This is a genomic window from Achromobacter sp. 1011811831 (genome assembly GCF_059760905.1).
The window spans coordinates 66,463-93,460 of the sequence record NZ_JCBANG010000004.1; the positions used below are offsets into that span (position 1 = coordinate 66,463).

The following is a 26,998-nucleotide window of genomic DNA, read 5'->3' on the forward strand; positions in this document are numbered from 1 at the left end:
TGTGGACGCGAGAACGCGCTGAGAGTTTTCGTAAGTATCCCACTAACTCATAATCTGGTTTTCTCATGAGCATATGCGTGGACAGGATGGCGGGCAGCAACGCGGGATGGCGGGTGGTGGCAGGTTTGCTGATTGCGTTGGCGGGCGCGCTGGCGGCGGTATGGGCGCACATGCCCTTGCCGTGGATGCTGGGCGCCTTGCTGGTTACGGCGGCCACGCGCATAGGCGGCTTGCGGACGGTGTGTCCGCGCCCGGCGCGCAACGCCGGACAGTGGGTCATCGGCACGTCGCTGGGCCTGTACTTCACGCCGCAGGTGGTCGGCCATATCGGCAGCAATGCCGGACCGATCATCGCGGGCATGTTGTTCGCGCTGGGGCTGTCCTTCATCGGCACCGCGATCCTGCGCCGTTATACGGACGTGGATTTCAAGACGGCATGGTTCTCGTCGGCGATCGGCGGCGCCAGCGAGATGGCGAACCTGGCCGAGCGCCATGGCGCGCGCATCGATCGCGTGGCCACGGCGCACAGCGTGCGCGTGCTGTTGGTGGTGGTGATGGTGCCCTTCCTGTTCCAGTGGTGGGGCGTGGCCGGGCTGGATCCGACCGTGCCTGGGCCGCGCGTGGTGCATTGGCCTGGGCTGGCGGCGCTGGTGGCCTTGACCTGCATGGGCGGGCTGCTGTTCATGAGGCTGCGGCTACCCAATCCCTGGGTGCTGGGATCGATGTCGGTGGCGATGGCGCTGACGTTGTCCGGCATCGAATTGTCGGCGCTGCCGGACTATGTACCGAAGATCGGGCAACTGTTCATCGGCTGGTCCCTGGGGGACCGCTATCGCCCCGATTTCTTTCGCGCCGCGCCACGTTTCATCGCGGCCGTGGCCGTGTTCACGGTGGTCGCATTGGCGATGGCGTTCGGACTGGGCGCATTGCTGTCGCTATGGTCGGCCGCGCCTGTGCCCACGCTGATACTGGGTACGACGCCGGGCGGCATCGCCGAGATGGCGATCACGGCAAAGGTGCTGCAGCTGGGGGTTCCGGTGGTAACGGCGTTCCATGTGACGCGCATGGTGTTCGTGGTGCTGGTGACCGGACCGATGTACAACTTTCTGGCGCGCAGGCAGCGAGATTCCGCATAACGGTATTACCTGAAGACGTCCGACGAGTCTGAAAAATGCGACATTCGGGTAAACAACTATATGACTCTGTAATGTGTGATGAGTATGCTGATTCTGCAGTTGATTCAAGCAGCGCGCGATCGCGTTCTGTCGTCTTTTGACGAACGTGAACGCAGCAGCAACGCAGGTATCCCTACCGGTCGTTCAGTTGTCACGGCGTCCTTGATTCATTGCAATCTCGTTAATTACAGGACGCTAGGAAAATGGCTCAGAAGGGCAAAGTCAAGTGGTTCAATGCTGACAAGGGTTACGGGTTCATCACGCCGGACGCCGGCGGCACCGATGTTTTCGCACACTTTTCCGCCATCCAAGGCCGCGGTTACCGTAGCCTGAACGAAGGTCAGGAAGTCGAATTCGAAGTCAAGGATGGTCCGAAAGGACCTCAAGCGGCCGAAATTCGCCCGCTCTAAATCGGGAAATCCCAATTTCCCGTCTGCCAGGTTGAATCCTGGCTACAACGCCCCAAGACCTTGCGGTCTGGGGCGTTGTTTCATTTGGGCCGGTCCTTATCGGTGTTGATCCCGCGCTAGCGGCATTTTCGGACTTGCCGATGGTTATGTTAGTGAATACTAACTTAATGTGAATCCTCTGGATAAGTCTGTGGATAATTTTCTCGGACGGGTCTTGGTTTTGTGCGCAATCTTGGATCAATAGATGTCCGTCAGCGTGGTTTTGCACAGTTTTTTGCGGTGGCTTGAATGACCTGTCTGCCGGGGCCGCGTTTCCCATGAAACCTGGCATATCGCTTTCCACGCAGGGGGATACCTGCTTTTTCCCTAGGAAATTCGGGCTCTTACCTGTTATCCGAGGCCTCAGCTGGGTGTGTGCAGCAATAAGGCGGAGGCGACCAGGCCGTCCATATGCGCGGTTTTTGACGGTCCGGCGCATGGTTGTTCACAAAGATATCCCCATCTTGGTTATGCACAGAATTCCCCGTAGTTTGCACAAAAACGGGGTATCCGGTCTGTGGATAGAAATGGGGATATCGGCCGGCGGCCGGTGAATTATTCCGGTTTGCGTGAACGTCTGAGCGAGGGGAATTACAAGGCGCCGCGAACAATAAATAGAAGTCGGCGGGCCGTGGTCGGAACGATCCGCGGGGATTGCTCCTCAAAAAAATGAATCAGGAGCGGCCCATGGATTTGTCCACAGCGTTTTCCCGTGGATCAGCCAAAAGGATGAGGGCGGCCATATCCAGTGTGCTGCGCAATGGAAATTGCGCAGCGGGTGTTCGAGTATGGGATCGGGATGTGGCAGCAAGATGTCTGGCGCGCGATAACAACTTTGTGGAAAAGTCGTAGAACAGCCTGACGTGAGAACAGGGCGGTTGGACATGGGATTTACTCGCTAGTTCCCGCGAGTCCGGACGAGGGGTTGTCCACAGAATTCAGCTTAGTGCAATCTTGCCTATCGCAACCATAGGCTGCTGCTTATCCACAATGTCTCGCCGCCGTGCACTACCCCTGGGAATCAGCGTATCCATTGATTCAAAAGCCATTTTTCCGCCCAGGATCATCCATGAAGGAATAGGCAGCCTATTCGACCGGCTGTGGTGGATGATGCGTTGAACGTATCGTCCAGGGCCGAAGCTTGGGTTGTCCACTTCTTTGTCCACAGATCGGCTTGGCCTCGGGCGGGACGTTTCATGTGGATAAAGTGAAGTCAGATATTCAACGTTGTTTTTGGTACTTCACTGCACTCACGTGCGTGTTGAAAAAAGAACCGTGCTGCTTCACATGAAAATGGGTACGGCTGTCGCTGATCTTCGGAAACATGCTGATGTTGTGGATAAAGCGTATCACGGTCATCGTGTCTATTCTGGCGGGCGATGTTGGAGTGAACGGATTCCGGACATTGGCAGATTCTTATGAATCGGGTGCGACATAGACAGCATGAATTCGAGGATCAGTTTGCTTAGTGCGATGGAGATGAAAGGGTGGCTCTGCGGCGTGGGAGGTCTTGCTTTCAGAAATGAGCCAATTGTTTTGGATAGGGGTAGGGTAGGGGGTGGAAATCTGCGTTTTCCATTGAATGTTTCACGTGAAACGCGAATGCGGGTTGCCTGATCGTGCTACGGATTCAATCGGAGATGCATAGAACGGATCATCGTGGTTTCACGTGAAACATGACAGGCTTCGGCTCAATTGCCAGCAAAGTGATGTGGGTGAATGTTCCACGTGAAACACGGAACGGCAATCCAGCCCACAGCATCGACTGTCAGCCAGGTGCGATGTTTCACGTGAAACATGACTCCTAAGGCAAGTGGTTGGATCGAACGACGTAGGTATCCATGTTTCACGTGAAACATCAGCAAAAGGAATCCTCCGATTCGTAGGGAAGGGATACGGCATATCCCTGACTGATGTTGATGTAGGTAGGGCCTTGTCCATGTTTCACGTGAAACATTGATATTGAGATGTGCGGACATTCCCTAAATACTCTGGGAGTTAGCCCCGAGATACATCCATCGGAGGCCACGACTTCGAGTTTGCCTGTCTAGGGGAGAACGGGCACCCTTCAATCAATACCTGACCAAGGTATCAACCGTTCCACGTGAAACATAAGACTTGGGCAGATGCCGACATATTTACCCTCTACAGCTTGTCTCCACGTCGCACTTTTCTCACACCGGACCAACGTGACAGACGAATCCAGGCACGGTAAAGCATGTTTCACGTGAAACATGCCCCCCCTGCCTCTATAATGAGCACCGAACGCTCTCTTATCTTCTCCCCCCATCATGGATTACCCCCGCGAATTCGATGTCATCGTTGTCGGTGGCGGTCACGCCGGCACCGAGGCGGCGCTGGCGGCTGCGCGCACTGGCGCACAGACGCTGCTACTGACCCACAACATCGAGACCCTAGGCCAAATGTCTTGCAATCCCTCCATCGGCGGGATTGGTAAGGGACATCTCGTCAAAGAGGTCGACGCGCTGGGTGGCGCCATGGCGTTGGCGACGGACGAGGCCGGCATTCAGTTCCGCATTCTGAATGGCTCCAAGGGGCCGGCAGTGCGTGCGACGCGAGTCCAGGCCGACCGTGTGCTGTACCGCAAGGCTATCCGCGGCCGCCTGGAAAACCAGCCTAATCTCTGGCTGTTCCAGCAGGCGGTGGAAGATCTGATGGTGGAGGGCGATCGCGTCGTGGGCGCCGTAACCCAGGTCGGCCTGAAGTTTCGCGCCAAGACGGTTGTCCTGACGGCTGGGACGTTCCTGAACGGACTGATCCACGTGGGTCTGCAGAACTATTCCGGCGGTCGTGCCGGAGATCCGCCGGCGATTTCCCTGGGCCAGCGCCTGAAAGAACTGAAGCTTCCGCAAGGCCGCCTCAAGACTGGAACGCCGCCCCGTATCGACGGCCGCACGATCAACTACTCGATCCTGGAAGAGCAGCCGGGTGATCTGGATCCGATTCCCGTGTTCTCGTACATGGGCAATGTGGCCATGCATCCTCGGCAGCTGCCCTGCTGGATCACGCACACCAATGCCCGCACGCACGACATCATCCGCGGCGGGCTGGATCGTTCACCGATGTATAGCGGCGTGATCGAAGGCGTGGGTCCGCGCTACTGTCCGTCGATCGAAGACAAGATTCATCGCTTCGCCGACAAGGAGTCGCACCAGGTATTCTTGGAGCCGGAAGGGCTGGACACGCATGAGGTCTACCCCAACGGCGTCTCCACCAGCCTGCCGTTCGACGTGCAGCTGGACCTGATCCATTCGCTGCCCGGTCTGGAGAACGCACATATCCTGCGTCCCGGCTATGCCATCGAATATGACTACTTTGATCCACGTGGATTGAAGAGCACGCTGGAAACCAAGGCGATCGAAGGCCTGTACTTCGCCGGCCAGATCAACGGCACCACGGGTTACGAAGAAGCCGCGGCCCAGGGCTTGCTGGCTGGCGTGAATGCCGCGCTCAAGTCGCTGGACCGCGAACAATGGACGCCGCGTCGCGACGAAGCCTATCTGGGCGTGCTTGTCGACGACCTGGCCACGCGCGGCGTGACCGAACCCTATCGCATGTTTACCTCGCGTGCCGAGTACCGTCTCAGCCTGCGCGAAGACAATGCCGACCTGCGTCTGACCGAAATCGGTCGCCGCCTCGGCATCGTCGACGATGCGCGCTGGGATGCGTTCAATCGCAAGCGTGATGCGGTTGCCGCCGAAGTCGAGCGCTTGAAATCGTCCTGGGTCAATCCGCGCGTGTTGCCCGCCGAAGTCGCGGAACCGTTGCTGGGCAAGGCGATAGAACGTGAGTACTCACTAGCTGACTTGCTGAAACGGCCGAGCGTTTCCTATGAATCGCTGATGGCCGCCCGCAACCTGGATGGTTCGCTGCTCGCTGGTCCCGGCGTGGTTGCCGACGATGAGCTGGCCGAGCAGGTCGAGATCCAGGTGAAGTACGCCGGCTACATTGCTCGCCAGCAGGACGAAGTGCAGAAGCAGATTTCGCACGAACTGCAGCCCATTCCCACCGATGTCGACTACGACGCCGTGACCAGCCTGTCGTTCGAAGTGCGCCAGAAGCTCAAGACGCACCGGCCCGAAACCATCGGCCAGGCGGCTCGCATTTCCGGCGTGACCCCGGCGGCGATCTCGCTGCTGATGATTCATCTCAAGCGCCTGCACTATGGCACGCGCAAGCTGAGCCGCGATGCCTCGTCCGAGGCGGGCCCCGAGGAGGCCGCGGCATGACGTCACAAGCGCAAGCGGCCGGCGCCGACATGGCCGGCCGCTTGTCCCAGGCATGCGCGCAACTCGGCCTGCCGGTCGACGCGCAAGCTGTGGACAAGCTGCTCGGTTATCTGGCGCAGATGCAGCGCTGGAACCGCACCTACAACCTCACCGCCATCCGTGACCCGCAACAGATGCTCATCCAGCATCTGTTCGACAGCCTGTCCGTCGTGGCGCCGTTGAGCGCCGCGTTGGGCGAGGCGCCTGCCAAGATCTATGACGTGGGTTCGGGCGGCGGCCTGCCCGGCGTGGTGCTGGCCATCATGCGGCCGCATTGGTCCGTGACCTGCATCGACGCCGTCGAAAAGAAAACCGCATTCGTGCGCCAGATGAGCGGCGCGCTGGCCTTGCCCAATCTGCAGGCCCGCCATGCCCGCATCGAAACGCTGGAGCCCGGCGAGTGCAATATTGTGACGTCGCGCGCCTTCGCATCCCTGGATGATTTTGCCGAACTCGCGGGTCGCCATGTGCGCAACGATGGTACCCTCGTTGCGATGAAGGGCAAGGTCCCCGACGATGAAATTCAGGCGTTGCACGCGCGCGGGACATGGCAAGTCGACCACATACAGCCGCTCCACGTGCCGGAGCTGCAAGCAGAACGCTGCCTGATCTGGATGCGCCGCAGTCAAGGAACCCTATGAACAACATTCCCCCCAGCGAAACCGCCCGCGTTTTCTGTATTGCCAACCAGAAGGGCGGTGTGGGCAAGACGACGACCGCCATCAACCTGGCGGCCGGCCTTGCCACGCACAAGCAACGCGTGCTGCTGGTGGACCTGGATCCGCAAGGCAATGCCACGATGGGCAGCGGCATCGACAAGAACTCGCTGGAGTCCAATCTCTATCAAGTGCTGATCGGAGAATCCACCATCGCGCAGGCGCGCGTGCGCTCCGAGTCGGGCGGCTATGACGTGCTGCCGGCCAACCGTGAACTGTCGGGCGCGGAAATCGACCTGGTGCAGATGGACGAGCGCGAGCGTCAGCTCAAGGCCGCCATCGATTCGATCAAGCACGAGTACGATTTCGTGCTGATCGATTGCCCGCCCACGTTGTCGCTGCTCACGCTCAACGGCCTGGCCGCGGCGCATGGCGTCATCATTCCCATGCAGTGCGAGTACTTCGCGCTCGAAGGTCTGTCCGACCTGGTCAATACCATCAAGCGCGTGCACCGGAATATCAACGATGACCTGCGCGTGATCGGTTTGCTGCGCGTGATGTTCGATCCGCGCATGACGTTGCAGCAGCAGGTGTCCGCCCAATTGGAGTCGCACTTCGGCGACAAGGTATTCAAGACCGTGGTGCCGCGCAACGTGCGCCTGGCCGAAGCGCCCAGCTATGGCATGCCCGGCGTGGTGTACGACCGCGGCTCGCGCGGCGCGCAGGCCTATATCTCGTTCGGCGCCGAGATGATCGAGCGCGTCAAGGAACTCAACTGACGCCGCAGCCATGTCCGCAGCAACGCTCTTTTCCCGCCCCTCCGCAGCGCCTGCCGCGCGTCCTCAGGACGATGCGCGCGACCGCCTGCGCGTGCGGCTGGAAGAGGCCGCGCTGAACGCCACGGCCGTTTCCGCGCAGGTGCTCTACGACGGCTGGCTGGTGCGTTTTGCGCCGTCGGCGGCCAAGCGGGTGCGCAGCATCAATGTGCTGGGGTTATCCACACGTCCGCTCGATGAGCGGCTGGCGTATTGTTCTTCGTTGTACGCGCGCCGCGGCCTGCCGATGCTGTTCCGCCTGACGTCCATCGGACCGGATTTTTCCCTGGACGACGAACTGGCCGCGCGCGGCTATGCACTGATCGAAGAAACCCGCGTCATGTCCGCGCCATTGGCGCCTCGGCCGCAGGCCGCGCCTGCCAGGCTGACGTTCGCAATGGCGGACCCGGTCCGCTTTGCCGATGAAGTTGGACGCATGCGCGGCGCCTTGCCGCAGCATGTCGAGGAACATCGCGCACGCCTGGCGGGATTGGCTGTGGATATCTCGCCGGTGCTGGCGCATGCCGGCGATGGCCGTTGCGTGGCTGCGGGATTGGCCGTGCGCGACGGCGACTTGCTGGGCCTGTTCGATATCGTTACGCATCCCGAGGAACGGCGCAAAGGCCATGCCGGCGCGCTGGTGGAATATTTGCTGGCCGCAGGCGCGGCCGACGGCGCGGCCACCGCCTATTTGCAGGTGGAGCCGGACAATGCCGCCGCGCGCGCCTTGTACGCCCGCTACGGTTTCAAAGACTGTTACGCGTATTGGTACCGCCTGCCCGCCGAGCAGGCGGCCGCCTGAGCCCGGCTCGGGATACAAAAACAGAAGGAAAGAGGATTTAACTATGGCCACCAAGAAACCCAAGGGTTTGGGTCGCGGACTGGATGCCCTGCTGGGCGCCGACGCGCCCGCCATCGAGAATATCGGCAAGGCGCAGGCCAAGCCCGAGGGTCCGCCGTCCACCTTGCCCGTCTCCAAGATGCGCGCCGGCAAATATCAGCCGCGCACGCGCATGGACGAGGGCGCCTTGGGCGAACTGGCTGAATCGATCCGCACACAAGGCATCATGCAACCCATTCTTGTGCGCGAACTGGGCGAAGAACCCGGACAGTACGAAATCATCGCCGGCGAGCGGCGATTCCGCGCGGCGCAGCTGGCCGGCCTGAAGGAAGTGCCGGTGCTGGTGCGCGAAGTGGCGGACGAGCACGCCGCCGTCATGGCGCTGATCGAGAACATCCAGCGCGAGGACCTGAACCCGCTTGAAGAAGCGCATGGCGTGCGCCGCCTGCTCGACGAATTCGGCCTGACGCACGAACAGGCAGCCCAGGCCATCGGCCGTTCGCGCTCGGCCACCAGCAATCTGCTGCGCCTGTTGAACCTGGCCGCGCCCGTGCAGACCATGCTGCTGGCCGGCGATGTGGACATGGGCCATGCGCGCGCGCTGCTGGCCGTGGACGCGGCCACGCAGATCCAGCTGGCCAACCAGATCATCGCCCGCCGCCTGTCGGTGCGCGAGGCCGAGAAGCTGGTCGCCAAGACCGCCAAGGATGCCGAGTCGGCATCGGCGCCGCGCAAGAAGGCCAATGGCGTGTCGCGCGACCTGACGCGCCTGGAGGAAGCCTTGTCCGATCATCTGGGCACGCGCGTCGCGCTCAAGGTCGGGGCCAAGGACAAGGGCCAGATCGTGATCGACTTCCACGGCTGGGAACACCTGAACTCCCTACTCGAACGCCAGGGTCTGTCCGGAGTGGTTGATGCCTGACGCGCTGCCCGTGGTGGCGGTGCTGGCGACCGGCGGCACCATCGCCGGCGCCCAGGCCGACGCGATCTCGGCCGGCTACAAGGCCGGCTCCTTCTCGGTGGATGATCTGCTGGCCGCCGTGCCGCAGCTGGCGGGCATTGCCCGCATTCGCGCCGAGCAGGTGGCCAACGTCGGCAGCCAGAACATGACGCATGAGGTCTGGCGCGCGCTGGCCGCGCGCGTGGATGCCTTGTGCCAGGATGCATCCGTGGCCGGCATCGTCATCACGCACGGCACGGATACGCTGGAAGAGACCGCGTATTTCCTGAGCCTGGTGGTGCGCCATGACAAGCCTGTCGTGCTGGTTGGCGCGATGCGCCCGGCCACCGCGCTGGGCGCCGAAGGTCCCGCCAATCTGTACAACGCGGTGGCGCTGGCGCGCCATGCCGAGGCCCGCGGCCGCGGGCCGCTGGTGGTGATGAACGAAGACATCCACTATGCGCGCGAGGTGCAGAAGATCGCCAGCGCCGGCCTGTGCGCGTTCAGCTCGCCCAATCGCGGCCGGGCTGGCGTCATGCACGGCGGCGCGCCGAAGTTCTATTCCCGCAACGCCACCACGCATTCCACGCAAAGCGAGTTTTCACTCGCATTGTTGGAAAAGTCGGGCTGGCCCCGCGTGGGCATCGTATACGCGCATGCGGACCTGCAGGCCGACGTGATCGATTTCATGGCATCCGTGAGCCAAGGCATCGTGCTGGCAGGCGTCGGGGACGGCAATGCGACCGACGCAGCCATCAGCGCCCTGACGCGCGCCGCCGCTTCCGGCGTGGCCGTGGTCCGCTCCAGCCGCGCCGGCAGTGGCTTCGTCGCGCGCGACGTCGAACTCGATGACGCCGCGCTGGGCTTCATCGCGGCGACAGACCTGAACCCGCAGAAGGCGCGCATCCTGTTGATGCTGGGTTTGTCCGCCACGCGTGATCCGGTGGCGCTGCAGCATTGCTTCGAACGCTACTGATCAGGCCGCGCGCCGTGTGCTCGACCTGAGCGCCTGGCGCGGCCATGCGCCGTCAGGCAATCGACACCGCGCCCACCACGGATTCCAGCGCCGCATAGGCGGGCAAGGCTTGCGCCGACGCGTTGGTGACGAGGTGGTCGATGCGGTCCGCGGCGCAGTACGACATGCGGCTGCACACGCCGATCTTGCTGAAGTCGGCCAGCAGCACCCGCTGCCTGGCGTTGTCGGCCATGGCCCGCGCCACGTCGGCTTCGCGCAGGTCGTAGCTGGTGGCGCCGCATTCGGCATCCACGCCCACCGGCGACAGCAGCGCCAGGTCCGCGCGATAGCGGTGGATCTCGGCCACGGTGACGCCGCCGGCGGTGGCGCAGACCGGGCCGCCCACCGTTCCGCCCAGCATGAGCACTTCGTTGGCGCCGTTGCCGGCGGCGCCGATCTTGCGCGCCACGTCGAACGAGTTGGTGATGATGGTCAGCCCGCTCTGCGTGGCCAACTCGTCGGCCAGTACGCTGGTGGTGCTGCCGGCGTCCAGGAACAGGGTCTGGCCGCTGGCGGTCAGGCTGGCGGCAAGGCGCGCGATGGCGCGCTTGTACTTCACGCGGGTATGCACGCGCTCGGCGATGGGCGGCTCGCTGTGCACCGGTACCGCGCCGCCATGCACGCGGCGCAGTTCTCCCAACGCTTCCAGCTCGAGCAGGTCGCGCCTGACGGTTTCCCGGGATACGCCCAATTCGCCGACGATGCGGTCGGTCGAGACTTGCTGCAATGTAGACAGCAGCGCGCGGATTCGCTGATACCGCTCTTCTTGCCACATAACGGATGCTTCCTATCTATAGCCGGCGCGTTGCACGCCGGGTGCCCGGGAGAGCCGATTCACGCGTAGCCGTCCCGGCGCAGTTGGCATGATACGGCCCGGGCTTGCCACGCAGGTCCCCCGGGGACGGGGAATTCGTCCGGGTACGGAACGGCGAGCGCCCGCCGCGGCAATGGCGGATTCAAGTCGGGAGGCAGGCCAACAAAAGCTGCGCAAGCAATTGCCCACAGACTTGTCCACAGGGTTGTTCGGAAACGGGTCGGATCGCATGGGGTCAGGCAGCCCTGATCTTGAAACCGCCGCAGGCGCGAGTCGCGGCGTCAGCGTGGCCCATTCGCGGCATCATGGAGCGACGCCGCGCGCCTGGAACGGCCAAACATCCGCTTTATCGCGGGCTGCCATCCAGATGTCAGAATCCGGGTTGTATTTCTAGGTATATTTGCAAATTTGTGGCAAAACGTCCAGCCGGGATTCCTTTGCCTGCAACGGACCAGGCGCTTTTGCGTCGCCGAACAGCAGGCAGGCGTTCAAGCCGGTGCGTGGCGCTTGCCTGACGGGTCCATGTATCCGGGCCTGCCCTGTTTTGGAGTACAGCTATGCATACCTCGACGCCGCTCGCGGCACAGCAGTTGGCCGCCTACGCCGCATTTGCCCAGACACTGGCGGACCGGGTCCGGCCCTTGTCGCGGCAGTGGTTCCGGCATCCCCTGTCCATCGACACCAAGGCCGACGAGAGCCCGGTCACCCAGGCCGACCGCGAAGTCGAAGCAGCGTTGCGGGCGGCGATCTCGCAGCAGTATCCCGAACACGGCATTTTTGGTGAAGAGTATGGCGTGCAGCAGGCCGAGGCGGAATTCGTGTGGTCGCTGGATCCCATCGACGGCACGCGCGCCTTCATTTCCGGCAATCCCTTGTGGGGCACCTTGCTGGCGTTGCTGCACCGGGGCAGGCCGGTGCTGGGCCTGATCGATGTGCCGATGCTGGACGAGCGCTGGATCGGTACGCAGGGTGGCGTGTCGACCTTGAACGGACAGCCTTGCTCGGCCAGCCGCTGTGTAAGCCTGGACCAGGCCATTCTGTACGCAACCTCGCCCGATATCTTCAATGCCGCCGAACTGGCCGCATTCGACGCCCTGGCGCGTTCGACGCGCATGCGTCGCTATGGCGGCGATTGCTACAGCTATGGCTTGCTCGCCAGCGGCCATGTCGACCTGGTGGTCGAGGCGGGATTGCAGCCCTATGACTATCTGGCGCTGATGCCGGTGATCGAAGGCGCGGGCGGCGTCATCACTGATTGGGCCGGCCGGCCGCCAGGCCTGGATTCGGATGGTCGTGTGATTGCCGCCGCTACGCCACAGCTGCATCAGCAGGCCATGCGTGCGTTGGCGCACCTGGTTTGAAACGAATCAGGAACGGCAGCGATTCGAGCGCCGCGGTCTCGTGTTGAATGCGAGCAATCGCTTTACTTCGTGCGTTGAAGTTTTACGAGCAAAGCGTCGGATATTTTGCGAGTAAAGATTTGCATATGAAAATTCATGAGCTAAAGCTTGCTTATTCAAATAAGCGAGTAAAAGCTCATAAATTGGGTGAGACGGTGTATCGCAAGAATATGGCGGGTTTGGCTTGGCGCGCCCGGATTGCGAGAATTGCGCCATTTCTTCGGCCGGGGAGCGCATGAGGATGGGGGCGGGTCTGGCGCACTGCCGAGAGCTTGTGATTGTTCTGTGTGAGGGCAGGGGAGGGCCTGACCGTCGTCCATTGCGCATCTGTTGGCGGGTGGGTGAAAGAGGGAAGGCGGTTCTGTCTATCTGCCGCGTCCTTGTTCTTTTTTTTGGGGTGGCGGCGGGCGCAAGAGAGCAGGGTGCTGAAAGGGTTGTGGGCAGAGGTGGGGCGAAACGCGGCGGTTCGGGCGCAGCTTGTTTTGCCGGGAAGGGGGGGGCGGCTGGTCCGGCAGACGGATAAACCCGCACGCCGCGCCCGGAGTCCCCGGGCCCGGCGGGCGCAACTTTTCCGTGCAGCGTTTCGCAGAAACCTGTAAGCTTCGCCCCCTCTGCGCGGAAACGCGGCGGAGGCAGGACTGGAAATTGGAAATTTTCGATCCCGGCGTTTGACACCGGATTCGAAAGTGTTCATAATCTCAAGTTCTCCGCTGGAGGGGTGCCCGAGTGGTTAAAGGGGGCAGACTGTAAATCTGTTGGCCTTGCGCCTACGTTGGTTCGAATCCAACCTCCTCCACCAGAGACCCTATACCTAAATCCAGGCGCGGCTAGATCATCGGCGGCCTGGATTTTAAAATGCAAGCCCTGGGAGCTGGGCGGCCTTTGCAACGAAGGTCGTAAGGTTCCAAGGGCCTGAATTTGAAGGTGTTGGGAAGTACGAGAAGGTGAAAGGGTAGCCGCGGGTGTAGCTCAATGGTAGAGCAGAAGCCTTCCAAGCTTACGACGAGGGTTCGATTCCCTTCACCCGCTCCAAGATTTATACGCCCATGTGGCTCAGTGGTAGAGCACTCCCTTGGTAAGGGAGAGGTCACGCGTTCGATCCGCGTCATGGGCACCACAACTTCTTTTCTTCAGTCAGAAGCGCAATCCAGGTCAGGAGTCAGCCATGGCAAAAGGCAAGTTTGAACGTACCAAGCCGCACGTGAACGTGGGTACGATTGGTCACGTTGACCACGGCAAAACGACGTTGACGGCAGCCATCACGACGGTTCTGTCGACCAAGTTCGGCGGCGAAGCCAAGGGCTACGACCAGATCGACGCGGCTCCTGAAGAAAAGGCGCGCGGCATCACCATCAACACCGCGCACGTCGAGTACGAAACGGAATCGCGTCACTACGCGCACGTTGACTGCCCGGGCCACGCCGACTACGTCAAGAACATGATCACGGGCGCTGCCCAGATGGACGGCGCGATCCTGGTCGTGTCGGCCGCTGACGGCCCGATGCCGCAGACCCGCGAGCACATCCTGCTGTCGCGCCAGGTCGGCGTGCCGTACATCATCGTCTTCCTGAACAAGGCTGACATGGTTGACGACGCCGAGCTGCTCGAGCTGGTGGAAATGGAAGTTCGCGAACTGCTGTCCAAGTACGACTTCCCGGGCGACGACACCCCGATCGTCAAGGGTTCGGCCAAGCTGGCGCTGGAAGGCGACAAGGGCGAGCTGGGCGAGCAGGCCATCCTGGCCCTGGCCCAAGCCCTGGACACCTACATCCCGACGCCCGAGCGTGCCGTTGACGGCGCGTTCCTGATGCCGGTGGAAGACGTGTTCTCGATCTCGGGTCGCGGCACCGTGGTGACCGGCCGTATCGAACGCGGCATCATCAAGGTCGGCGAGGAAATCGAAATCGTCGGTATCACCCCGACGGTCAAGACGACCTGCACGGGCGTGGAAATGTTCCGCAAGCTGCTGGACCAAGGCCAAGCCGGCGACAACGTGGGCATCCTGCTGCGCGGCACCAAGCGTGAAGACGTCCAGCGCGGCCAGGTTCTGGCCAAGCCGGGCTCGATCACCCCGCACACGGACTTCACGTCCGAGGTGTACATCCTGTCCAAGGAAGAAGGCGGCCGCCATACCCCGTTCTTCAACGGCTATCGTCCCCAGTTCTACTTCCGCACGACGGACGTGACGGGCACGATCGACCTGCCGGCCGACAAGGAAATGGTTCTGCCGGGCGACAACGTGACGATGACCGTCAAGCTGCTGGCCCCCATCGCCATGGAAGAAGGCCTGCGCTTCGCCATCCGTGAAGGCGGTCGTACCGTCGGCGCCGGCGTCGTCGCCAAGATCCTGAAGTAATTCCAGAAAGGGTAGAGAGGCTTTTCAAGCCCCTCTACCCTTTTTGCTGTAAAAGTAGTATGATTTCGGGTTCCGCAAGTCAACTGTGCGAAAGCACGGCAAAACAAGCGGGGTCTGATCAGAAAGTGATCAGTAGTAGTTCAGTCGTAGCGCCAATGTAGTGCCAACAGCGCCACCGCTAGCTGTGCGAAGCAGTGCCGAGCACGAGTAGTGTTTTAGGGGTATAGCTCAATTGGCAGAGCGTCGGTCTCCAAAACCGAAGGTTGTAGGTTCGATTCCTACTGCCCCTGCCACCGCCAGGATAAACCCGCGGGAGATCATCGCGAGTTACGCATTCAGGCGGCTCGCGTCGCAATATGTCTAATACCAGCGTTGAAACTGTTACCAGTACCGCCGACCGGGTCAAGCTCGGGCTGGCGGTTCTTGTCGTTATTGCTGGCATCGTCGGGTTCTCCGTGCTCAGCGCGCAACCCATGCCTGCACGTATCGGCGTGTTCGTCGGCAGCCTCGTGATCGCTTTCGCGATCGCCTGGTTCAGCGAGCCGGGCCGCCGCACCTTGAGCTTCGCCAGCGAGTCCTACAACGAAGTCAAGCGCGTGTCCTGGCCCACCCGCAAGGAAACGACCCAGATGACGGGCATCGTTTTCGCGTTCGTGGCGATCATGGGCATTTTCATGTGGGTGCTCGACAAGGGCATCGAATGGATTCTCTACGGCCTGTTGCTGGGCTGGAAATAAGGACGGCGAATGAGTAAGCGTTGGTATGTCGTCCATGTGTACTCTGGCATGGAAAAGAGTGTGCACAAGGCCCTGAACGAGCGCATCGAGCGCGCGGGCCTGCAGACGTCTTTCGGCCGCATCCTTGTGCCCTCCGAGGAAGTCGTCGAGGTCAAGGGTGGTCAGAAGTCGATCACCGAGCGCCGCATTTTCCCCGGTTACGTCCTGGTTGAAATGGACCTGACCGACGAAACGTGGCACCTGGTCAAGAATACGAACCGCGTCACCGGCTTTTTGGGTGGCTCGGGCAATCGTCCGACCCCGATTTCCGAGAAGGAAGTCGAAAAGATCCTCTCCCAGATGGAAGAGGGCGTCGAGAAACCGCGTCCCAAGATCCTCTTCGAGGTGGGCGAGATGGTTCGGGTCAAGGAAGGTCCGTTTGCGGACTTCAACGGCAACGTCGAAGAAGTCAACTACGAAAAGAGCAAGGTGCGCGTGTCGGTCACCATTTTTGGTCGCGCGACGCCCGTCGAACTCGATTTCAGCCAGGTCGAAAAGACCTGACATCAACCCCCGGGGAGCCTCGGTCCGTCTGGTCCGGGGCGATATAACCCGCAAGGAGCATAAGCATGGCGAAGAAGATCGTCGGCTTTATCAAGCTGCAAGTACCGGCTGGTAAGGCTAACCCCTCCCCCCCGATTGGCCCGGCCCTGGGTCAGCGTGGCCTGAACATCATGGAATTCTGCAAGGCGTTCAACGCCAAGACCCAAGGCATGGAGCCGGGTCTGCCGATCCCCGTGGTGATCACCGCCTTCGCGGACAAGAGCTTCACCTTCATCATGAAGACCCCGCCCGCGACGGTCCTCATCAAGAAGGCCGCCGGCGTGCAAAAGGGCTCGTCCAAGCCGCATACCGACAAGGTCGGCACGCTGACCCGCGCCCAGGCTGAAGAAATCGCCAAGGCCAAGGGTCCGGACCTGACCGCCGCCGATCTGGACGCCGCCGTCCGCACGATCGCTGGCAGCGCCCGCAGCATGGGCATCACGGTTGAGGGGATCTAATCATGGCAAAACTGTCCAAGCGCGCTGCCGCTATCGCTCAGAAGATCGACCGCAGCAAGCTGTACCCGGTCGCTGAAGCCCTGACCCTGGTCAAGGAAACCGCTGTCGCCAAGTTCAATGAATCCATTGACGTGGCCGTGCAGCTCGGCATCGACCCGAAGAAGTCGGACCAACTGGTCCGCGGTTCGGTCGTGCTGCCCGCCGGCACCGGCAAGTCGGTTCGCGTGGCCGTGTTCGCCCAAGGCGACAAGGCTGAAGCCGCCAAGGCCGCCGGCGCCGACATCGTCGGTCTGGACGACCTGGCCGACCAGATCAAGGCCGGTCAAATGGACTTCGACGTGGTCATCGCCTCGCCCGATACGATGCGTGTCGTCGGCGCCCTGGGTCAGATCCTGGGCCCGCGCGGCCTGATGCCGAACCCGAAGGTCGGCACCGTGACCCCGGACGTCGCCACCGCTGTCAAGAACGCCAAGGCTGGCCAGGTGCAGTACCGCACCGACAAGGCCGGCATCATCCACGCCACGATCGGCCGCGCGTCGTTCAACGTGGAACAGCTGCAAACCAACCTGGCCGCTCTGGTCGACGCCCTGCAAAAGGCTCGTCCCGCAGCTGCCAAGGGCATTTACCTGCGCAAGCTGGCCGTTTCGTCCACGATGGGCGGCGGTGCGCGCGTGGAAATCGCCTCGCTGTCGGCCTAAGCCGACGGCTGTAACGTACTTTGGGCCGCATCCGGATCCTTCCGGATGCTGCTGTCAAAGACCGCTGGAGCAGGGTGGTGAACCGGAAAGCCCGCAAGGGCCCACCAACCCGCCACCCCGCTTAATCCCGGAGCTTGCAGAGTCTGGATCCAGCGTAGACGGCGTCCCCAGGAAGATTTCTTTATTCGAAGAACTCGACCAGGCGCCGCATTCGGTTGACGTGCAAGGCATCTGCCCCAAGCGTCTTTTGATGGAGTGTTCAAACCGTGAGTCTCAATCGTCAAGAGAAAGCGGTGGTGATCGAGGAAGTCTCGGCGGAAGTCGCCAAGGCCCAATCGATCGTTATCGCCGAGTACCGTGGTCTGGACGTCGCCTCTGTCACCGTACTGCGCAAAACTGCGCGTGAATCGGGCGTGTATCTGCGTGTTCTGAAGAACTCGCTGGCCCGTCGTGCTGTTGCCGGCACGGCTTTCGAGCCGTTGTCCGAGCAACTGACCGGTCCGCTGATCTATGGCATCAGCGCCGACCCGGTTACGGCGGCCAAGGTCCTCGCAGGTTTCGCGAAAAGCAACGACAAGCTGGTCATCAAGGCGGGCGCTCTGCCCAACAACTTGCTGAACCAAGAAGGCGTGAAGGCCCTGGCCACCATGCCCTCGCGCGAAGAGTTGCTGTCGAAGCTGCTGGGCACCATGCAAGCCCCCATCGCGCAATTCGTGCGTACGCTCAACGAAGTTCCGACCAAGTTCGCCCGTGGCCTCGCCGCCGTGCGCGACCAGAAGGCCGCGGCTTAATCGCCCGTCCTTTCCGGAATTCGCTGAACGACCGAGCGACACCCAAACCCTGGCATTACCCAATATCTGGAGTTCTGAAAAATGGCACTTAACAAAGCTGAAATCCTTGACGCCATCGCTGGCATGACCGTGCTCGAACTGTCCGAGCTGATCAAGGAAATGGAAGAGAAGTTCGGCGTGTCGGCTGCTGCCGCCGCTGTGGCCGTGGCCGCCCCGGCCGCTGGTGGCGCCGCCGCCGCTGCTGAAGAGCAGACCGAGTTCACCGTTGTGCTGGCTGAAGCCGGCGCCAACAAGGTGAGCGTCATCAAGGCCGTGCGCGAGCTGACCGGCCTGGGTCTGAAGGAAGCCAAGGACCTGGTCGACGGCGCTCCGAAGCCCGTCAAGGAAGGCGTTGCCAAGGCTGACGCCGAAGCCGCCAAGAAGAAGCTGGAAGAAGCTGGCGCCAAGGTCGAAGTCAAGTAAGACCTTGCGTCATCTGCCCGGGGACAGCGTAGTCTGCAGTCCCCGGGCTTTTGCGTTTCCAGGAAACCCCTACTGGGGGCAGGCCCTTCGCAGTGGGGTTTCCTGGAGTCGTATCACCTGGGGCCGTGGTTGACGGCCCATGCAACCTCGAGTCGGAGTGCTCATGCCTTACTCGTACACCGAAAAAAAGCGCATCCGCAAAAGCTTCGCCAAGCGTGAAGACGTTCAAAACGTTCCTTTCCTGCTGGCGACTCAGCTTCAATCCTACCTAACTTTCCTGCAGGCGGATACCGCCCCGTCCGAACGCGTAGCCGACGGTTTGCAGGCGGCGTTTACGTCGATTTTCCCGATCGTTAGTCACAACGGTATGGCGCGCTTGGAGTTCGTGAGCTATGTGCTCGGCGAACCGGTGTTCGATGTCAAGGAATGTCAGCAACGTGGCCTGACCTATGCGTCGCCCCTGCGCGCCAAGGTGCGCCTGGTGCTGCTCGACCGCGAAGTCAGCAAGCCCACGGTCAAGGAAGTCAAGGAACAGGAAGTCTACATGGGCGAGATTCCGCTCATGACCGGCACCGGTTCCTTCGTCATCAACGGCACCGAGCGCGTCATCGTTTCGCAGCTGCACCGCTCGCCCGGCGTGTTCTTCGAACACGATCGCGGCAAGACCCACAGCTCCGGCAAGCTCCTGTTCTCGGCCCGCGTGATTCCTTACCGCGGTTCGTGGCTGGACTTCGAATTCGACCCGAAGGACGTGCTGTTCTTCCGCGTCGACCGTCGCCGCAAGATGCCCGTCACGATCCTGTGCAAGGCCATCGGCATGACGCCGGAAACCATCCTGGCCAACTTCTTCGACTTCGATAATTTCGAACTGAAGAGCGAAGGCGCGATGATGGAATTCGTGCCCGAGCGCTGGAAGGGCGAAATGGCCCGTTTCGACATCTCGGACCGCTCCGGCAAGGTCATCGTCGAAAAGGACAAGCGCATCAACACCAAGCACCTGCGCGACCTGGCTGCCGGCGGCATCCAGCGCATCTCGGTGCCTGAAGAGTTCCTGTACGGCCGCGTGCTGGCCAAGAACATCGTTGACGCCGATACCGGCGAAGTCATCGCCAACGCCAACGACGAGATCACGGAAAGCGTGCTGGCCGCCCTGCGCGCCGCCAACGTGCACGACATCCAGACGCTCTACACGAACGACCTGGACCGCGGTCCCTACATCTCGCAGACCCTGCGCACCGACGAAACCGCCGACCAGATGGCCGCGCGCGTGGCGATCTACCGCATGATGCGCCCCGGCGAGCCGCCCACCGAGGAAGCCGTCGAGGCCCTGTTCCAGCGCCTGTTCTACAGCGAAGAGACGTACGACCTGTCGCGCGTCGGCCGCATGAAGGTCAACAGCCGTCTGGGCCGTGGCGAGGACATCACCGGTCCGATGACGCTGACCAACGAAGACATCCTTGAAACCATCAAGGTGCTGGTCGAGCTGCGTAACGGCCGTGGCCAGATCGATGACATCGATCACCTGGGCAACCGCCGCGTGCGTTGCGTGGGCGAACTGGCCGAGAACCAGTTCCGCGCCGGCCTGGTGCGTGTCGAGCGCGCCGTCAAGGAGCGTCTGGGCCAGGCCGAGACCGAAAACCTGATGCCGCACGACCTGATCAACTCCAAGCCGATCTCGGCCGCCATCAAGGAGTTCTTCGGTTCGAGCCAGCTGTCGCAGTTCATGGACCAGACCAACCCGCTGTCGGAAATCACGCACAAGCGTCGCGTTTCCGCACTGGGCCCGGGCGGTCTGACCCGCGAGCGCGCCGGCTTCGAAGTCCGCGACGTGCACCCGACCCACTACGGCCGCGTCTGCCCGATCGAAACGCCGGAAGGCCCGAACATCGGCCTGATCAACTCCATGGCGCTGTACGCTCGCCTGAACGAGTACGGCTTCCTGGAAACGCCTTACCGCAAGATCATCGACGGCAAGGTCAGCGACCAGATCGACTACCTGTCGGCCATCGAGGAAAGCCACTACGTCATCGCGCAGGCCAACGCCGCGCTGGACGAAGACGGCCGTTTCGTCGACGACCTGGTGGCCTGCCGCGAAGCGGGCGAAACCATGCTGACCGCGCCGGCCAACGTGCACTACATGGACGTGGCCCCGTCGCAGATCGTGTCGGTCGCCGCCTCGCTGATTCCGTTCCTGGAGCACGACGACGCGAACCGCGCGCTGATGGGCGCCAACATGCAACGTCAGGCCGTGCCTTGCCTGCGTCCGGAAAAGCCGGTCGTGGGTACGGGCATCGAGCGCACCGTGGCCGTTGACTCGGGCACCACCGTGCAGGCGCTGCGCGGCGGCCTGGTCGACCACGTCGACGCCGAACGCGTGGTTATCCGCGTGAACGACGATGAAAACGTGGCCGGCGAAGTCGGCGTGGACATCTACAACCTGATCAAGTACACGCGTTCCAACCAGAACACGAACATCAACCAGCGTCCCATCGTCAAGCGCGGCGATCGCGTCGCCAAGGGTGATGTGCTGGCCGACGGCGCGTCGACGGACCTGGGCGAACTCGCCCTGGGCCAGAACATGCTGATCGCGTTCATGCCCTGGAACGGCTACAACTTCGAAGACTCGATCCTGATCTCGGAAAAGGTCGTGGCCGATGACCGCTACACCTCGGTGCACATCGAGGAACTGACGGTCGTCGCCCGTGACACCAAGCTCGGACCGGAAGAAATCACGCGCGACATCAGCAACCTGGCCGAAACCCAGCTGAACCGCCTGGATGATTCGGGCATCTGCTACATCGGCGCCGAAGTCAGCGCCGACGACGTGCTGGTCGGCAAGGTCACGCCCAAGGGCGAGACCCAGCTGACGCCGGAAGAAAAGCTGCTGCGCGCCATCTTCGGTGAAAAGGCGTCCGACGTTAAGGACACCTCGCTGCGCGTGCCCTCGGGCATGACCGGCACCGTCATCGACGTGCAGGTGTTCACCCGCGAAGGCATCGTGCGCGACAAGCGCGCCCAGTCCATCATCGACGATGAACTGCGCCGCTACCGCCAGGACCTGAACGACCAGCTGCGCATCGTCGAGAACGACCAGTTCGACCGTATCGAGAAGCTGCTGGTCGGCAAGACCGTCAACGGCGGCCCGCGCAAGCTGGCCAAGGGCGCCTCGATCACCAAGGCCTACCTGGCTGATCTGGACCGCTGGCAGTGGTTCGACATCCGCCTGGCCGACGAGCCGCACGCCGTCGTGCTGGAGCAGGCCAAGGAATCGCTGGAGCAGAAGCGCCACCAGTTCGACCTGGCTTTCGAAGAAAAGCGCAAGAAGCTGACGCAAGGCGACGAGCTGCCCCCGGGCGTGCTCAAGATGATCAAGGTCTACCTGGCCGTGAAGCGCCGCCTGCAGCCTGGCGACAAGATGGCCGGCCGTCACGGCAACAAGGGCGTGGTCTCGCGCATCACCCCGGTCGAGGACATGCCGCACATGGCTGACGGCACCCCCGCCGACATCGTTCTGAACCCGCTGGGCGTGCCCTCGCGGATGAACGTGGGTCAGGTGCTGGAAGTGCACTTGGGCTGGGCCGCCAAGGGCGTGGGCCATCGCATCGCCGACATGCTGCGCGACGAGCGCACCGCGCAGGTCAAGAACGTCCGCGCCTACCTGGACAAGGTCTACAACACGACCGGTTCGGGCGCGCGCATCGACGAGCTGACCGACGACGAAGTCATGGAAATGGCGCAGAACCTCAAGAACGGCGTGCCGTTCGCGACGCCCGTGTTCGACGGCGCGACCGAAGAGGAAATCACGACGATGCTCGAGCTGGCCTATCCGGACGACGTCGCCAAGCGCATGCAGCTGACCCCGTCGCGCACGCAGGCCTGGCTGTTCGACGGCCGCACCGGCGAGAAATTCGAGCGCCCGGTGACCGTCGGCTACATGCACTACCTGAAGCTGCACCACTTGGTCGACGACAAGATGCACGCGCGTTCCACGGGTCCGTACTCGCTGGTCACGCAGCAGCCTCTGGGCGGCAAGGCGCAGTTCGGCGGCCAGCGCTTCGGGGAAATGGAAGTGTGGGCGCTGGAAGCCTACGGCGCGTCCTACACCCTGCAGGAAATGCTGACGGTGAAGTCCGACGACATCACCGGCCGCACCAAGGTATACGAAAACATCGTCAAGGGCGATCACGTCATCGATGCCGGCATGCCGGAATCGTTCAACGTGCTGGTCAAGGAAATCCGCTCGTTGGCCCTGGACATGGATTTGGAGCGTAACTAATGAAAGCGCTACTCGACCTCTTTAAGCAAGTCTCGCAAGACGAGCAATTCGATGCCATCAAGATCGGCATCGCCTCGCCGGAGAAGATCCGTTCGTGGTCCTACGGCGAAGTCCGCAAGCCCGAGACGATCAACTACCGTACCTTCAAGCCCGAGCGCGACGGCCTGTTCTGCTCGAAGATCTTCGGCCCGATCAAGGACTACGAGTGCCTGTGCGGCAAGTACAAGCGCCTGAAGCACCGCGGCGTGATCTGCGAGAAGTGCGGCGTTGAAGTTACCGTCGCCAAGGTGCGCCGTGAGCGCATGGGCCACATCGAGCTGGCCAGCCCGGTCGCGCACATCTGGTTCCTGAAGAGCCTGCCCTCGCGTCTGGGCATGGTGCTCGACATGACCCTGCGCGACATCGAACGCGTGCTGTACTTCGAAGCCTGGTGCGTGATCGAACCCGGCATGACCCCGCTCAAGCGCGGTCAGATCATGTCCGACGACGACTTCCTCGCCAAGACCGAGGAATATGGTGACGACTTCCGCGCGCTGATGGGCGCCGAAGCCGTGCGCGAACTGCTGCGCACCATCGACATCGACCGCGAAGTGGAAACGCTGCGCGGCGAACTGAAGGCCACCAGCTCGGAAGCCAAGATCAAGAAGATCTCCAAGCGCCTGAAGGTGCTGGAAGGCTTCCAGAAGTCCGGCATCAAGGCCGAGTGGATGGTCATGGAAGTGCTGCCCGTGCTGCCGCCGGACCTGCGTCCGCTGGTGCCGCTGGACGGCGGCCGCTTCGCGACCTCCGACCTGAACGACCTGTACCGCCGCGTCATCAACCGCAACAACCGTCTGAAGCGCCTGCTGGAGCTGAAGGCCCCTGAAATCATCCTGCGCAACGAAAAGCGCATGCTGCAGGAAGCCGTCGACTCGCTGCTGGACAACGGCCGCCGTGGCAAGGCCATGACGGGCGCCAACAAGCGCCAGCTCAAGTCCCTGGCGGACATGATCAAGGGCAAGAGCGGTCGTTTCCGTCAGAACCTGCTGGGCAAGCGCGTCGACTACTCGGGCCGTTCGGTCATCGTGGTGGGTCCGCAGCTCAAGCTGCATCAGTGCGGCCTGCCCAAGCTGATGGCCCTGGAACTGTTCAAGCCGTTCATCTTCAATCGCCTGGAGATGATGGGCCTGGCCACGACCATCAAGGCCGCCAAGAAGCTGGTGGAAAGCCAGGAACCGGTGGTCTGGGACATCCTGGAAGAAGTCATCCGCGAACACCCGGTCATGCTGAACCGTGCGCCCACGCTGCACCGTTTGGGCATCCAGGCGTTCGAACCGGTCCTGATCGAAGGCAAGGCCATCCAGCTGCACCCGCTGGTTTGCGCGGCGTTCAACGCCGACTTCGACGGTGACCAGATGGCCGTGCACGTGCCGCTGTCGCTGGAAGCCCAGCTCGAAGCGCGCACGCTGATGCTGGCCTCGAACAACGTGCTGTTCCCCGCCAACGGCGAACCGTCGATCGTGCCGTCCCAGGACATCGTGCTGGGTCTGTACTACACGACCCGCGAGCGCATCAACGGCAAGGGCGAAGGCATTTTCTTCACCGACGTCGCTGAAGTGCAGCGCGCCTACGACAACGGCGAAGTGGAACTGCAGACGCGCATCACCGTGCGCCTGAAGGAACACGAGCGCGACGAAGCGGGCGAATGGCAGCCGGTGATCCGCCGTCACGAGACGACGGTCGGCCGCGCGCTGCTGTCCGAGATCCTGCCGAAGGGCCTGCCCTTCACGGTGCTGAACAAGGCGCTGAAGAAGAAGGAAATCTCGCGCCTGATCAACCAGTCGTTCCGCCGTTGCGGCCTGCGCGACACGGTGATCTTCGCCGACAAGCTGATGCAGTCGGGCTTCCGCCTGGCCACGCGCGGCGGCATCTCGATCGCCATGGGCGACATGCTGATCCCGTCGGCCAAGGAAAGCATCCTGGCCGAAGCCAGCCGCGAAGTGAAGGAAATCGACAAGCAGTACTCGTCGGGTCTGGTCACGTCCCAGGAACGCTACAACAACGTGGTGGACATCTGGGGCAAGGCCGGCGACAAGGTCGGCAAGGCGATGATGGAACAGCTGGCCACCGAGCCCGTGACCAACCGTCACGGCGAGGAAGTGCGCCAGGAATCGTTCAACTCGATCTACATGATGGCCGACTCGGGCGCCCGTGGTTCGGCCGCCCAGATCCGCCAGCTGGCCGGCATGCGCGGCCTGATGGCCAAGCCGGACGGCTCCATTATCGAGACGCCCATCACGGCGAATTTCCGTGAAGGCCTGAACGTGCTGCAGTACTTCATCTCGACCCACGGCGCGCGTAAGGGTCTGGCTGATACGGCACTGAAGACCGCGAACTCGGGCTATCTGACCCGTCGTCTGGTCGACGTGACGCAGGATCTGGTCATCACCGAAGACGATTGCGGCACCTCGCAAGGCTACGCCATGAAGGCGCTGGTCGAAGGCGGTGAAGTGATCGAGCCGCTGCGCGACCGCATCCTGGGCCGCGTTGCCGCCATCGACATCGTCAACCCGGACACGCAGGAAACGGCCATCGAGGCCGGCACCCTGCTGGACGAAGACATGGTCGACACCATCGACCGCCTGGGCGTGGACGAAGTCAAGGTCCGCACGCCGCTGACCTGCGAAACGCGTCACGGCCTGTGCGCGCACTGCTACGGTCGCGACCTCGGCCGCGGCTCGCCGGTCAACCAGGGCGAAGCGGTTGGCGTCATCGCCGCCCAGTCCATCGGTGAACCGGGCACGCAGCTGACGATGCGTACGTTCCACATCGGCGGCGCGGCGTCGCGTTCGGCCCTGGCCAGCGCGGTGGAAACCAAGTCTGCCGGTACCGTTGGCTTTGCCAGCACGATGCGCTACGTCACCAACGCCAAGGGCGAACGCGTGGCGATCTCGCGCTCGGGCGAACTGGCGATCTTCGACGACAACGGCCGCGAACGCGAACGCCACAAGATCCCGTACGGCGCGACCGTGCTGGTGGGCGATGGCGAAGCCGTCAAGGCTGGCGCCCGCCTGGCGACCTGGGACCCGCTGACCCGTCCGATCGTGTCGGAATACGGCGGCGCCGTGCGCTTCGAGAACATCGAGGAAGGCGTTACCGTCGCCAAGCAGGTGGACGAAGTCACCGGCCTGTCGACGCTGGTCGTCATCACGCCCAAGACGCGCGGCGGCAAGATCGTCATGCGTCCGCAGATCAAGCTGGTCAACGAGAACGGCGACGACGTCAAGATCGCCGGCACCGATCACTCGGTGAACATCTCGTTCCCGGTGGGCGCGCTGATCACCGTGCGCGACACGCAGCAAGTGGCGGTCGGTGAAGTGCTGGCGCGTATTCCGCAGGAATCGCAGAAGACCCGCGACATTACCGGGGGTCTGCCGCGCGTGGCCGAGCTGTTCGAAGCCCGTTCGCCGAAGGACGCCGGCATGCTGGCCGACGTCACCGGCACGGTCTCGTTCGGCAAGGACACCAAGGGCAAGCAGCGTCTGGTCATCACCGACCTGGAAGGCGTCAGCCACGAGTTCCTGATTCCGAAGGAAAAGCAGGTGCTGGTGCACGACGGCCAGGTGGTGAACAAGGGCGAAATGATCGTGGACGGCCCGGCCGATCCCCACGACATCCTGCGCCTGCAGGGCATCGAGAAGCTGGCGACCTACATCGTCGACGAAGTGCAGGACGTGTACCGTCTGCAGGGCGTGAAGATCAACGACAAGCACATCGAAGTGATTGTTCGTCAGATGCTGCGCCGCGTGAACATCGTCGATGCGGGCGATACCGAGTTCATCCCGGGCGAGCAGGTCGAGCGCTCCGAGCTGCTGAACGAGAACGACCGCGTCGAGGCTGAGGGCAAGCGTCCGGCTTCGTACGACAACGTGCTGCTGGGCATCACCAAGGCCTCGCTGTCGACCGACTCGTTCATCTCGGCCGCTTCGTTCCAGGAAACCACCCGGGTTCTGACCGAGGCCGCCATCATGGGCAAGCGCGACGACCTGCGCGGCTTGAAGGAAAACGTCATCGTCGGCCGTCTGATCCCGGCCGGTACCGGCCTGGCGTACCACCATGCCCGCAGGGACAAGGAAGCGCTGGAGGCCGCGGAACGCGAAGCCGCTCGCCAGCTGGCCAACCCGTTCGAGGACGCGCCGGTCACGGTGGGTTCCGATGCGGACGCCCCTGTCGCCGATCTGGGCGCCGAGGACGCCGCCGAATAA

At 62.4% G+C, this 26,998-nt stretch carries 19 protein-coding genes and 4 tRNA genes; 22 read left to right on the forward strand and 1 reads right to left on the reverse strand.

Going from position 1 to position 26,998, the window contains the following annotated elements:
- The first annotated feature begins 65 nt into the window (after nucleotides 1-65).
- The 8 genes from AC6LJ9_RS02870 to AC6LJ9_RS02905 all read left to right on the forward strand — a co-directional run bounded on the left by AC6LJ9_RS02870 (nucleotide 66) and on the right by AC6LJ9_RS02905 (nucleotide 10,141).
- Nucleotides 66-1,136: an AbrB family transcriptional regulator gene (locus AC6LJ9_RS02870; RefSeq protein ID WP_498146372.1), complete on the forward strand. Its 1,071-nt coding sequence runs from the start codon at nucleotides 66-68 to the stop codon at nucleotides 1,134-1,136.
- A gap of 242 nt (nucleotides 1,137-1,378) precedes the next feature.
- Nucleotides 1,379-1,585, forward strand: coding sequence for a cold-shock protein (locus AC6LJ9_RS02875; protein ID WP_006389561.1), 207 nt, complete (start codon nucleotides 1,379-1,381; stop codon nucleotides 1,583-1,585).
- 2,330 nt (nucleotides 1,586-3,915) lie between these two features.
- Nucleotides 3,916-5,874: a tRNA uridine-5-carboxymethylaminomethyl(34) synthesis enzyme MnmG gene (gene mnmG, locus AC6LJ9_RS02880; protein WP_498146373.1), complete on the forward strand. Its 1,959-nt coding sequence runs from the start codon at nucleotides 3,916-3,918 to the stop codon at nucleotides 5,872-5,874.
- A complete protein-coding gene (gene rsmG, locus AC6LJ9_RS02885; protein WP_498146374.1) occupies nucleotides 5,871-6,554 on the forward strand; it encodes a 16S rRNA (guanine(527)-N(7))-methyltransferase RsmG in 684 nt (227 codons plus the stop codon). Before mnmG ends, rsmG begins: the two co-directional genes overlap by 4 nt.
- Nucleotides 6,551-7,348: a ParA family protein gene (locus AC6LJ9_RS02890; protein ID WP_498146375.1), complete on the forward strand. Its 798-nt coding sequence runs from the start codon at nucleotides 6,551-6,553 to the stop codon at nucleotides 7,346-7,348. The genes rsmG and AC6LJ9_RS02890 overlap by 4 nt, the downstream gene beginning before the upstream one ends.
- Before the next feature lie 10 nt (nucleotides 7,349-7,358).
- Nucleotides 7,359-8,186 carry a GNAT family N-acetyltransferase gene (locus AC6LJ9_RS02895; RefSeq protein ID WP_498146376.1) on the forward strand — a complete coding sequence of 276 codons (828 nt, stop codon included), beginning with the start codon at nucleotides 7,359-7,361 and terminating at the stop codon, nucleotides 8,184-8,186.
- 43 nt (nucleotides 8,187-8,229) lie between these two features.
- Nucleotides 8,230-9,147 carry a ParB/RepB/Spo0J family partition protein gene (locus AC6LJ9_RS02900; RefSeq protein ID WP_103271759.1) on the forward strand — a complete coding sequence of 306 codons (918 nt, stop codon included), beginning with the start codon at nucleotides 8,230-8,232 and terminating at the stop codon, nucleotides 9,145-9,147.
- Nucleotides 9,140-10,141 carry an asparaginase gene (locus AC6LJ9_RS02905; protein WP_498146377.1) on the forward strand — a complete coding sequence of 334 codons (1,002 nt, stop codon included), beginning with the start codon at nucleotides 9,140-9,142 and terminating at the stop codon, nucleotides 10,139-10,141. Before AC6LJ9_RS02900 ends, AC6LJ9_RS02905 begins: the two co-directional genes overlap by 8 nt.
- Nucleotides 10,142-10,193: 52 nt before the next feature.
- On the opposite strand, the gene AC6LJ9_RS02910 is transcribed toward AC6LJ9_RS02905, so the two are convergent.
- The gene (locus tag AC6LJ9_RS02910; RefSeq protein ID WP_212313189.1) at nucleotides 10,194-10,955 is read right to left on the reverse strand and encodes a DeoR/GlpR family DNA-binding transcription regulator; all 762 of its coding nucleotides are present in this window, start codon (nucleotides 10,953-10,955) and stop codon (nucleotides 10,194-10,196) included.
- A gap of 596 nt (nucleotides 10,956-11,551) precedes the next feature.
- Between AC6LJ9_RS02910 and hisN the strand changes: the two genes are divergently transcribed.
- The 14 genes from hisN (at nucleotide 11,552) to rpoC (ending at nucleotide 26,998) form a co-directional block, all read left to right on the forward strand.
- Nucleotides 11,552-12,355 carry a histidinol-phosphatase gene (gene hisN, locus AC6LJ9_RS02915; protein WP_498146378.1) on the forward strand — a complete coding sequence of 268 codons (804 nt, stop codon included), beginning with the start codon at nucleotides 11,552-11,554 and terminating at the stop codon, nucleotides 12,353-12,355.
- A gap of 751 nt (nucleotides 12,356-13,106) precedes the next feature.
- Nucleotides 13,107-13,193 (forward strand) — tRNA-Tyr (locus AC6LJ9_RS02920).
- A 159-nt stretch (nucleotides 13,194-13,352) separates the two neighbouring features.
- A tRNA-Gly gene (locus AC6LJ9_RS02925) sits at nucleotides 13,353-13,426 on the forward strand.
- A 10-nt stretch (nucleotides 13,427-13,436) separates the two neighbouring features.
- A tRNA-Thr gene (locus tag AC6LJ9_RS02930) sits at nucleotides 13,437-13,511 on the forward strand.
- A 48-nt stretch (nucleotides 13,512-13,559) separates the two neighbouring features.
- Nucleotides 13,560-14,750, forward strand: a complete 1,191-nt coding sequence (gene tuf, locus AC6LJ9_RS02935; RefSeq protein ID WP_103271742.1) for an elongation factor Tu — start codon at nucleotides 13,560-13,562, stop codon at nucleotides 14,748-14,750.
- A 217-nt stretch (nucleotides 14,751-14,967) separates the two neighbouring features.
- A tRNA-Trp gene (locus AC6LJ9_RS02940) sits at nucleotides 14,968-15,043 on the forward strand.
- A 63-nt stretch (nucleotides 15,044-15,106) separates the two neighbouring features.
- On the forward strand, nucleotides 15,107-15,487 hold the full coding sequence (secE, locus tag AC6LJ9_RS02945) for a preprotein translocase subunit SecE (protein WP_103271755.1): 381 nt from the start codon (nucleotides 15,107-15,109) through the stop codon (nucleotides 15,485-15,487).
- 9 nt (nucleotides 15,488-15,496) lie between these two features.
- On the forward strand, nucleotides 15,497-16,030 hold the full coding sequence (gene nusG, locus AC6LJ9_RS02950; RefSeq protein ID WP_006389586.1) for a transcription termination/antitermination protein NusG: 534 nt from the start codon (nucleotides 15,497-15,499) through the stop codon (nucleotides 16,028-16,030).
- Nucleotides 16,031-16,095: 65 nt separating this feature from the next.
- Nucleotides 16,096-16,527, forward strand: a complete 432-nt coding sequence (rplK, locus tag AC6LJ9_RS02955) for a 50S ribosomal protein L11 (RefSeq protein WP_006389587.1) — start codon at nucleotides 16,096-16,098, stop codon at nucleotides 16,525-16,527.
- A gap of 2 nt (nucleotides 16,528-16,529) precedes the next feature.
- The gene (gene rplA / locus AC6LJ9_RS02960; RefSeq protein ID WP_498146379.1) at nucleotides 16,530-17,225 is read left to right on the forward strand and encodes a 50S ribosomal protein L1; all 696 of its coding nucleotides are present in this window, start codon (nucleotides 16,530-16,532) and stop codon (nucleotides 17,223-17,225) included.
- Nucleotides 17,226-17,491: 266 nt separating this feature from the next.
- On the forward strand, nucleotides 17,492-18,016 hold the full coding sequence (gene rplJ, locus AC6LJ9_RS02965; RefSeq protein WP_103271753.1) for a 50S ribosomal protein L10: 525 nt from the start codon (nucleotides 17,492-17,494) through the stop codon (nucleotides 18,014-18,016).
- Nucleotides 18,017-18,097: 81 nt separating this feature from the next.
- Nucleotides 18,098-18,478, forward strand: a complete 381-nt coding sequence (gene rplL, locus AC6LJ9_RS02970; RefSeq protein WP_006389590.1) for a 50S ribosomal protein L7/L12 — start codon at nucleotides 18,098-18,100, stop codon at nucleotides 18,476-18,478.
- A 163-nt stretch (nucleotides 18,479-18,641) separates the two neighbouring features.
- Complete coding sequence (gene rpoB, locus AC6LJ9_RS02975; RefSeq protein WP_498146380.1) at nucleotides 18,642-22,754, forward strand: DNA-directed RNA polymerase subunit beta; 4,113 nt, start codon at nucleotides 18,642-18,644, stop codon at nucleotides 22,752-22,754.
- The gene (rpoC, locus tag AC6LJ9_RS02980) at nucleotides 22,754-26,998 is read left to right on the forward strand and encodes a DNA-directed RNA polymerase subunit beta' (protein WP_103271751.1); all 4,245 of its coding nucleotides are present in this window, start codon (nucleotides 22,754-22,756) and stop codon (nucleotides 26,996-26,998) included. The genes rpoB and rpoC overlap by 1 nt, the downstream gene beginning before the upstream one ends.

Excerpts from the sequence above, each read along its gene's own strand:
- AC6LJ9_RS02875 (WP_006389561.1), top strand. The coding sequence starts at position 1,379 with ATGGCTCAGAAGGGCAAAGTCAAGTGGTTCAATGCTGACAAGGGTTAC.
- rpoB (WP_498146380.1), top strand. The coding sequence starts at position 18,642 with ATGCCTTACTCGTACACCGAAAAAAAGCGCATCCGCAAAAGCTTCGCC.
- AC6LJ9_RS02895 (WP_498146376.1), top strand. The coding sequence starts at position 7,359 with ATGTCCGCAGCAACGCTCTTTTCCCGCCCCTCCGCAGCGCCTGCCGCG.
- rplK (WP_006389587.1), top strand. The coding sequence starts at position 16,096 with ATGGCGAAGAAGATCGTCGGCTTTATCAAGCTGCAAGTACCGGCTGGT.
- rpoC (WP_103271751.1), top strand. The coding sequence starts at position 22,754 with ATGAAAGCGCTACTCGACCTCTTTAAGCAAGTCTCGCAAGACGAGCAA.
- hisN (WP_498146378.1), top strand. The coding sequence starts at position 11,552 with ATGCATACCTCGACGCCGCTCGCGGCACAGCAGTTGGCCGCCTACGCC.
- AC6LJ9_RS02905 (WP_498146377.1), top strand. The coding sequence starts at position 9,140 with ATGCCTGACGCGCTGCCCGTGGTGGCGGTGCTGGCGACCGGCGGCACC.
- rplA (WP_498146379.1), top strand. The coding sequence starts at position 16,530 with ATGGCAAAACTGTCCAAGCGCGCTGCCGCTATCGCTCAGAAGATCGAC.
- AC6LJ9_RS02870 (WP_498146372.1), top strand. The coding sequence starts at position 66 with ATGAGCATATGCGTGGACAGGATGGCGGGCAGCAACGCGGGATGGCGG.
- AC6LJ9_RS02910 (WP_212313189.1), bottom strand. The coding sequence starts at position 10,955 with ATGTGGCAAGAAGAGCGGTATCAGCGAATCCGCGCGCTGCTGTCTACA.
- mnmG (WP_498146373.1), top strand. The coding sequence starts at position 3,916 with ATGGATTACCCCCGCGAATTCGATGTCATCGTTGTCGGTGGCGGTCAC.
- AC6LJ9_RS02900 (WP_103271759.1), top strand. The coding sequence starts at position 8,230 with ATGGCCACCAAGAAACCCAAGGGTTTGGGTCGCGGACTGGATGCCCTG.
- rplL (WP_006389590.1), top strand. The coding sequence starts at position 18,098 with ATGGCACTTAACAAAGCTGAAATCCTTGACGCCATCGCTGGCATGACC.
- rsmG (WP_498146374.1), top strand. The coding sequence starts at position 5,871 with ATGACGTCACAAGCGCAAGCGGCCGGCGCCGACATGGCCGGCCGCTTG.
- secE (WP_103271755.1), top strand. The coding sequence starts at position 15,107 with ATGTCTAATACCAGCGTTGAAACTGTTACCAGTACCGCCGACCGGGTC.
- tuf (WP_103271742.1), top strand. The coding sequence starts at position 13,560 with ATGGCAAAAGGCAAGTTTGAACGTACCAAGCCGCACGTGAACGTGGGT.
- nusG (WP_006389586.1), top strand. The coding sequence starts at position 15,497 with ATGAGTAAGCGTTGGTATGTCGTCCATGTGTACTCTGGCATGGAAAAG.
- AC6LJ9_RS02890 (WP_498146375.1), top strand. The coding sequence starts at position 6,551 with ATGAACAACATTCCCCCCAGCGAAACCGCCCGCGTTTTCTGTATTGCC.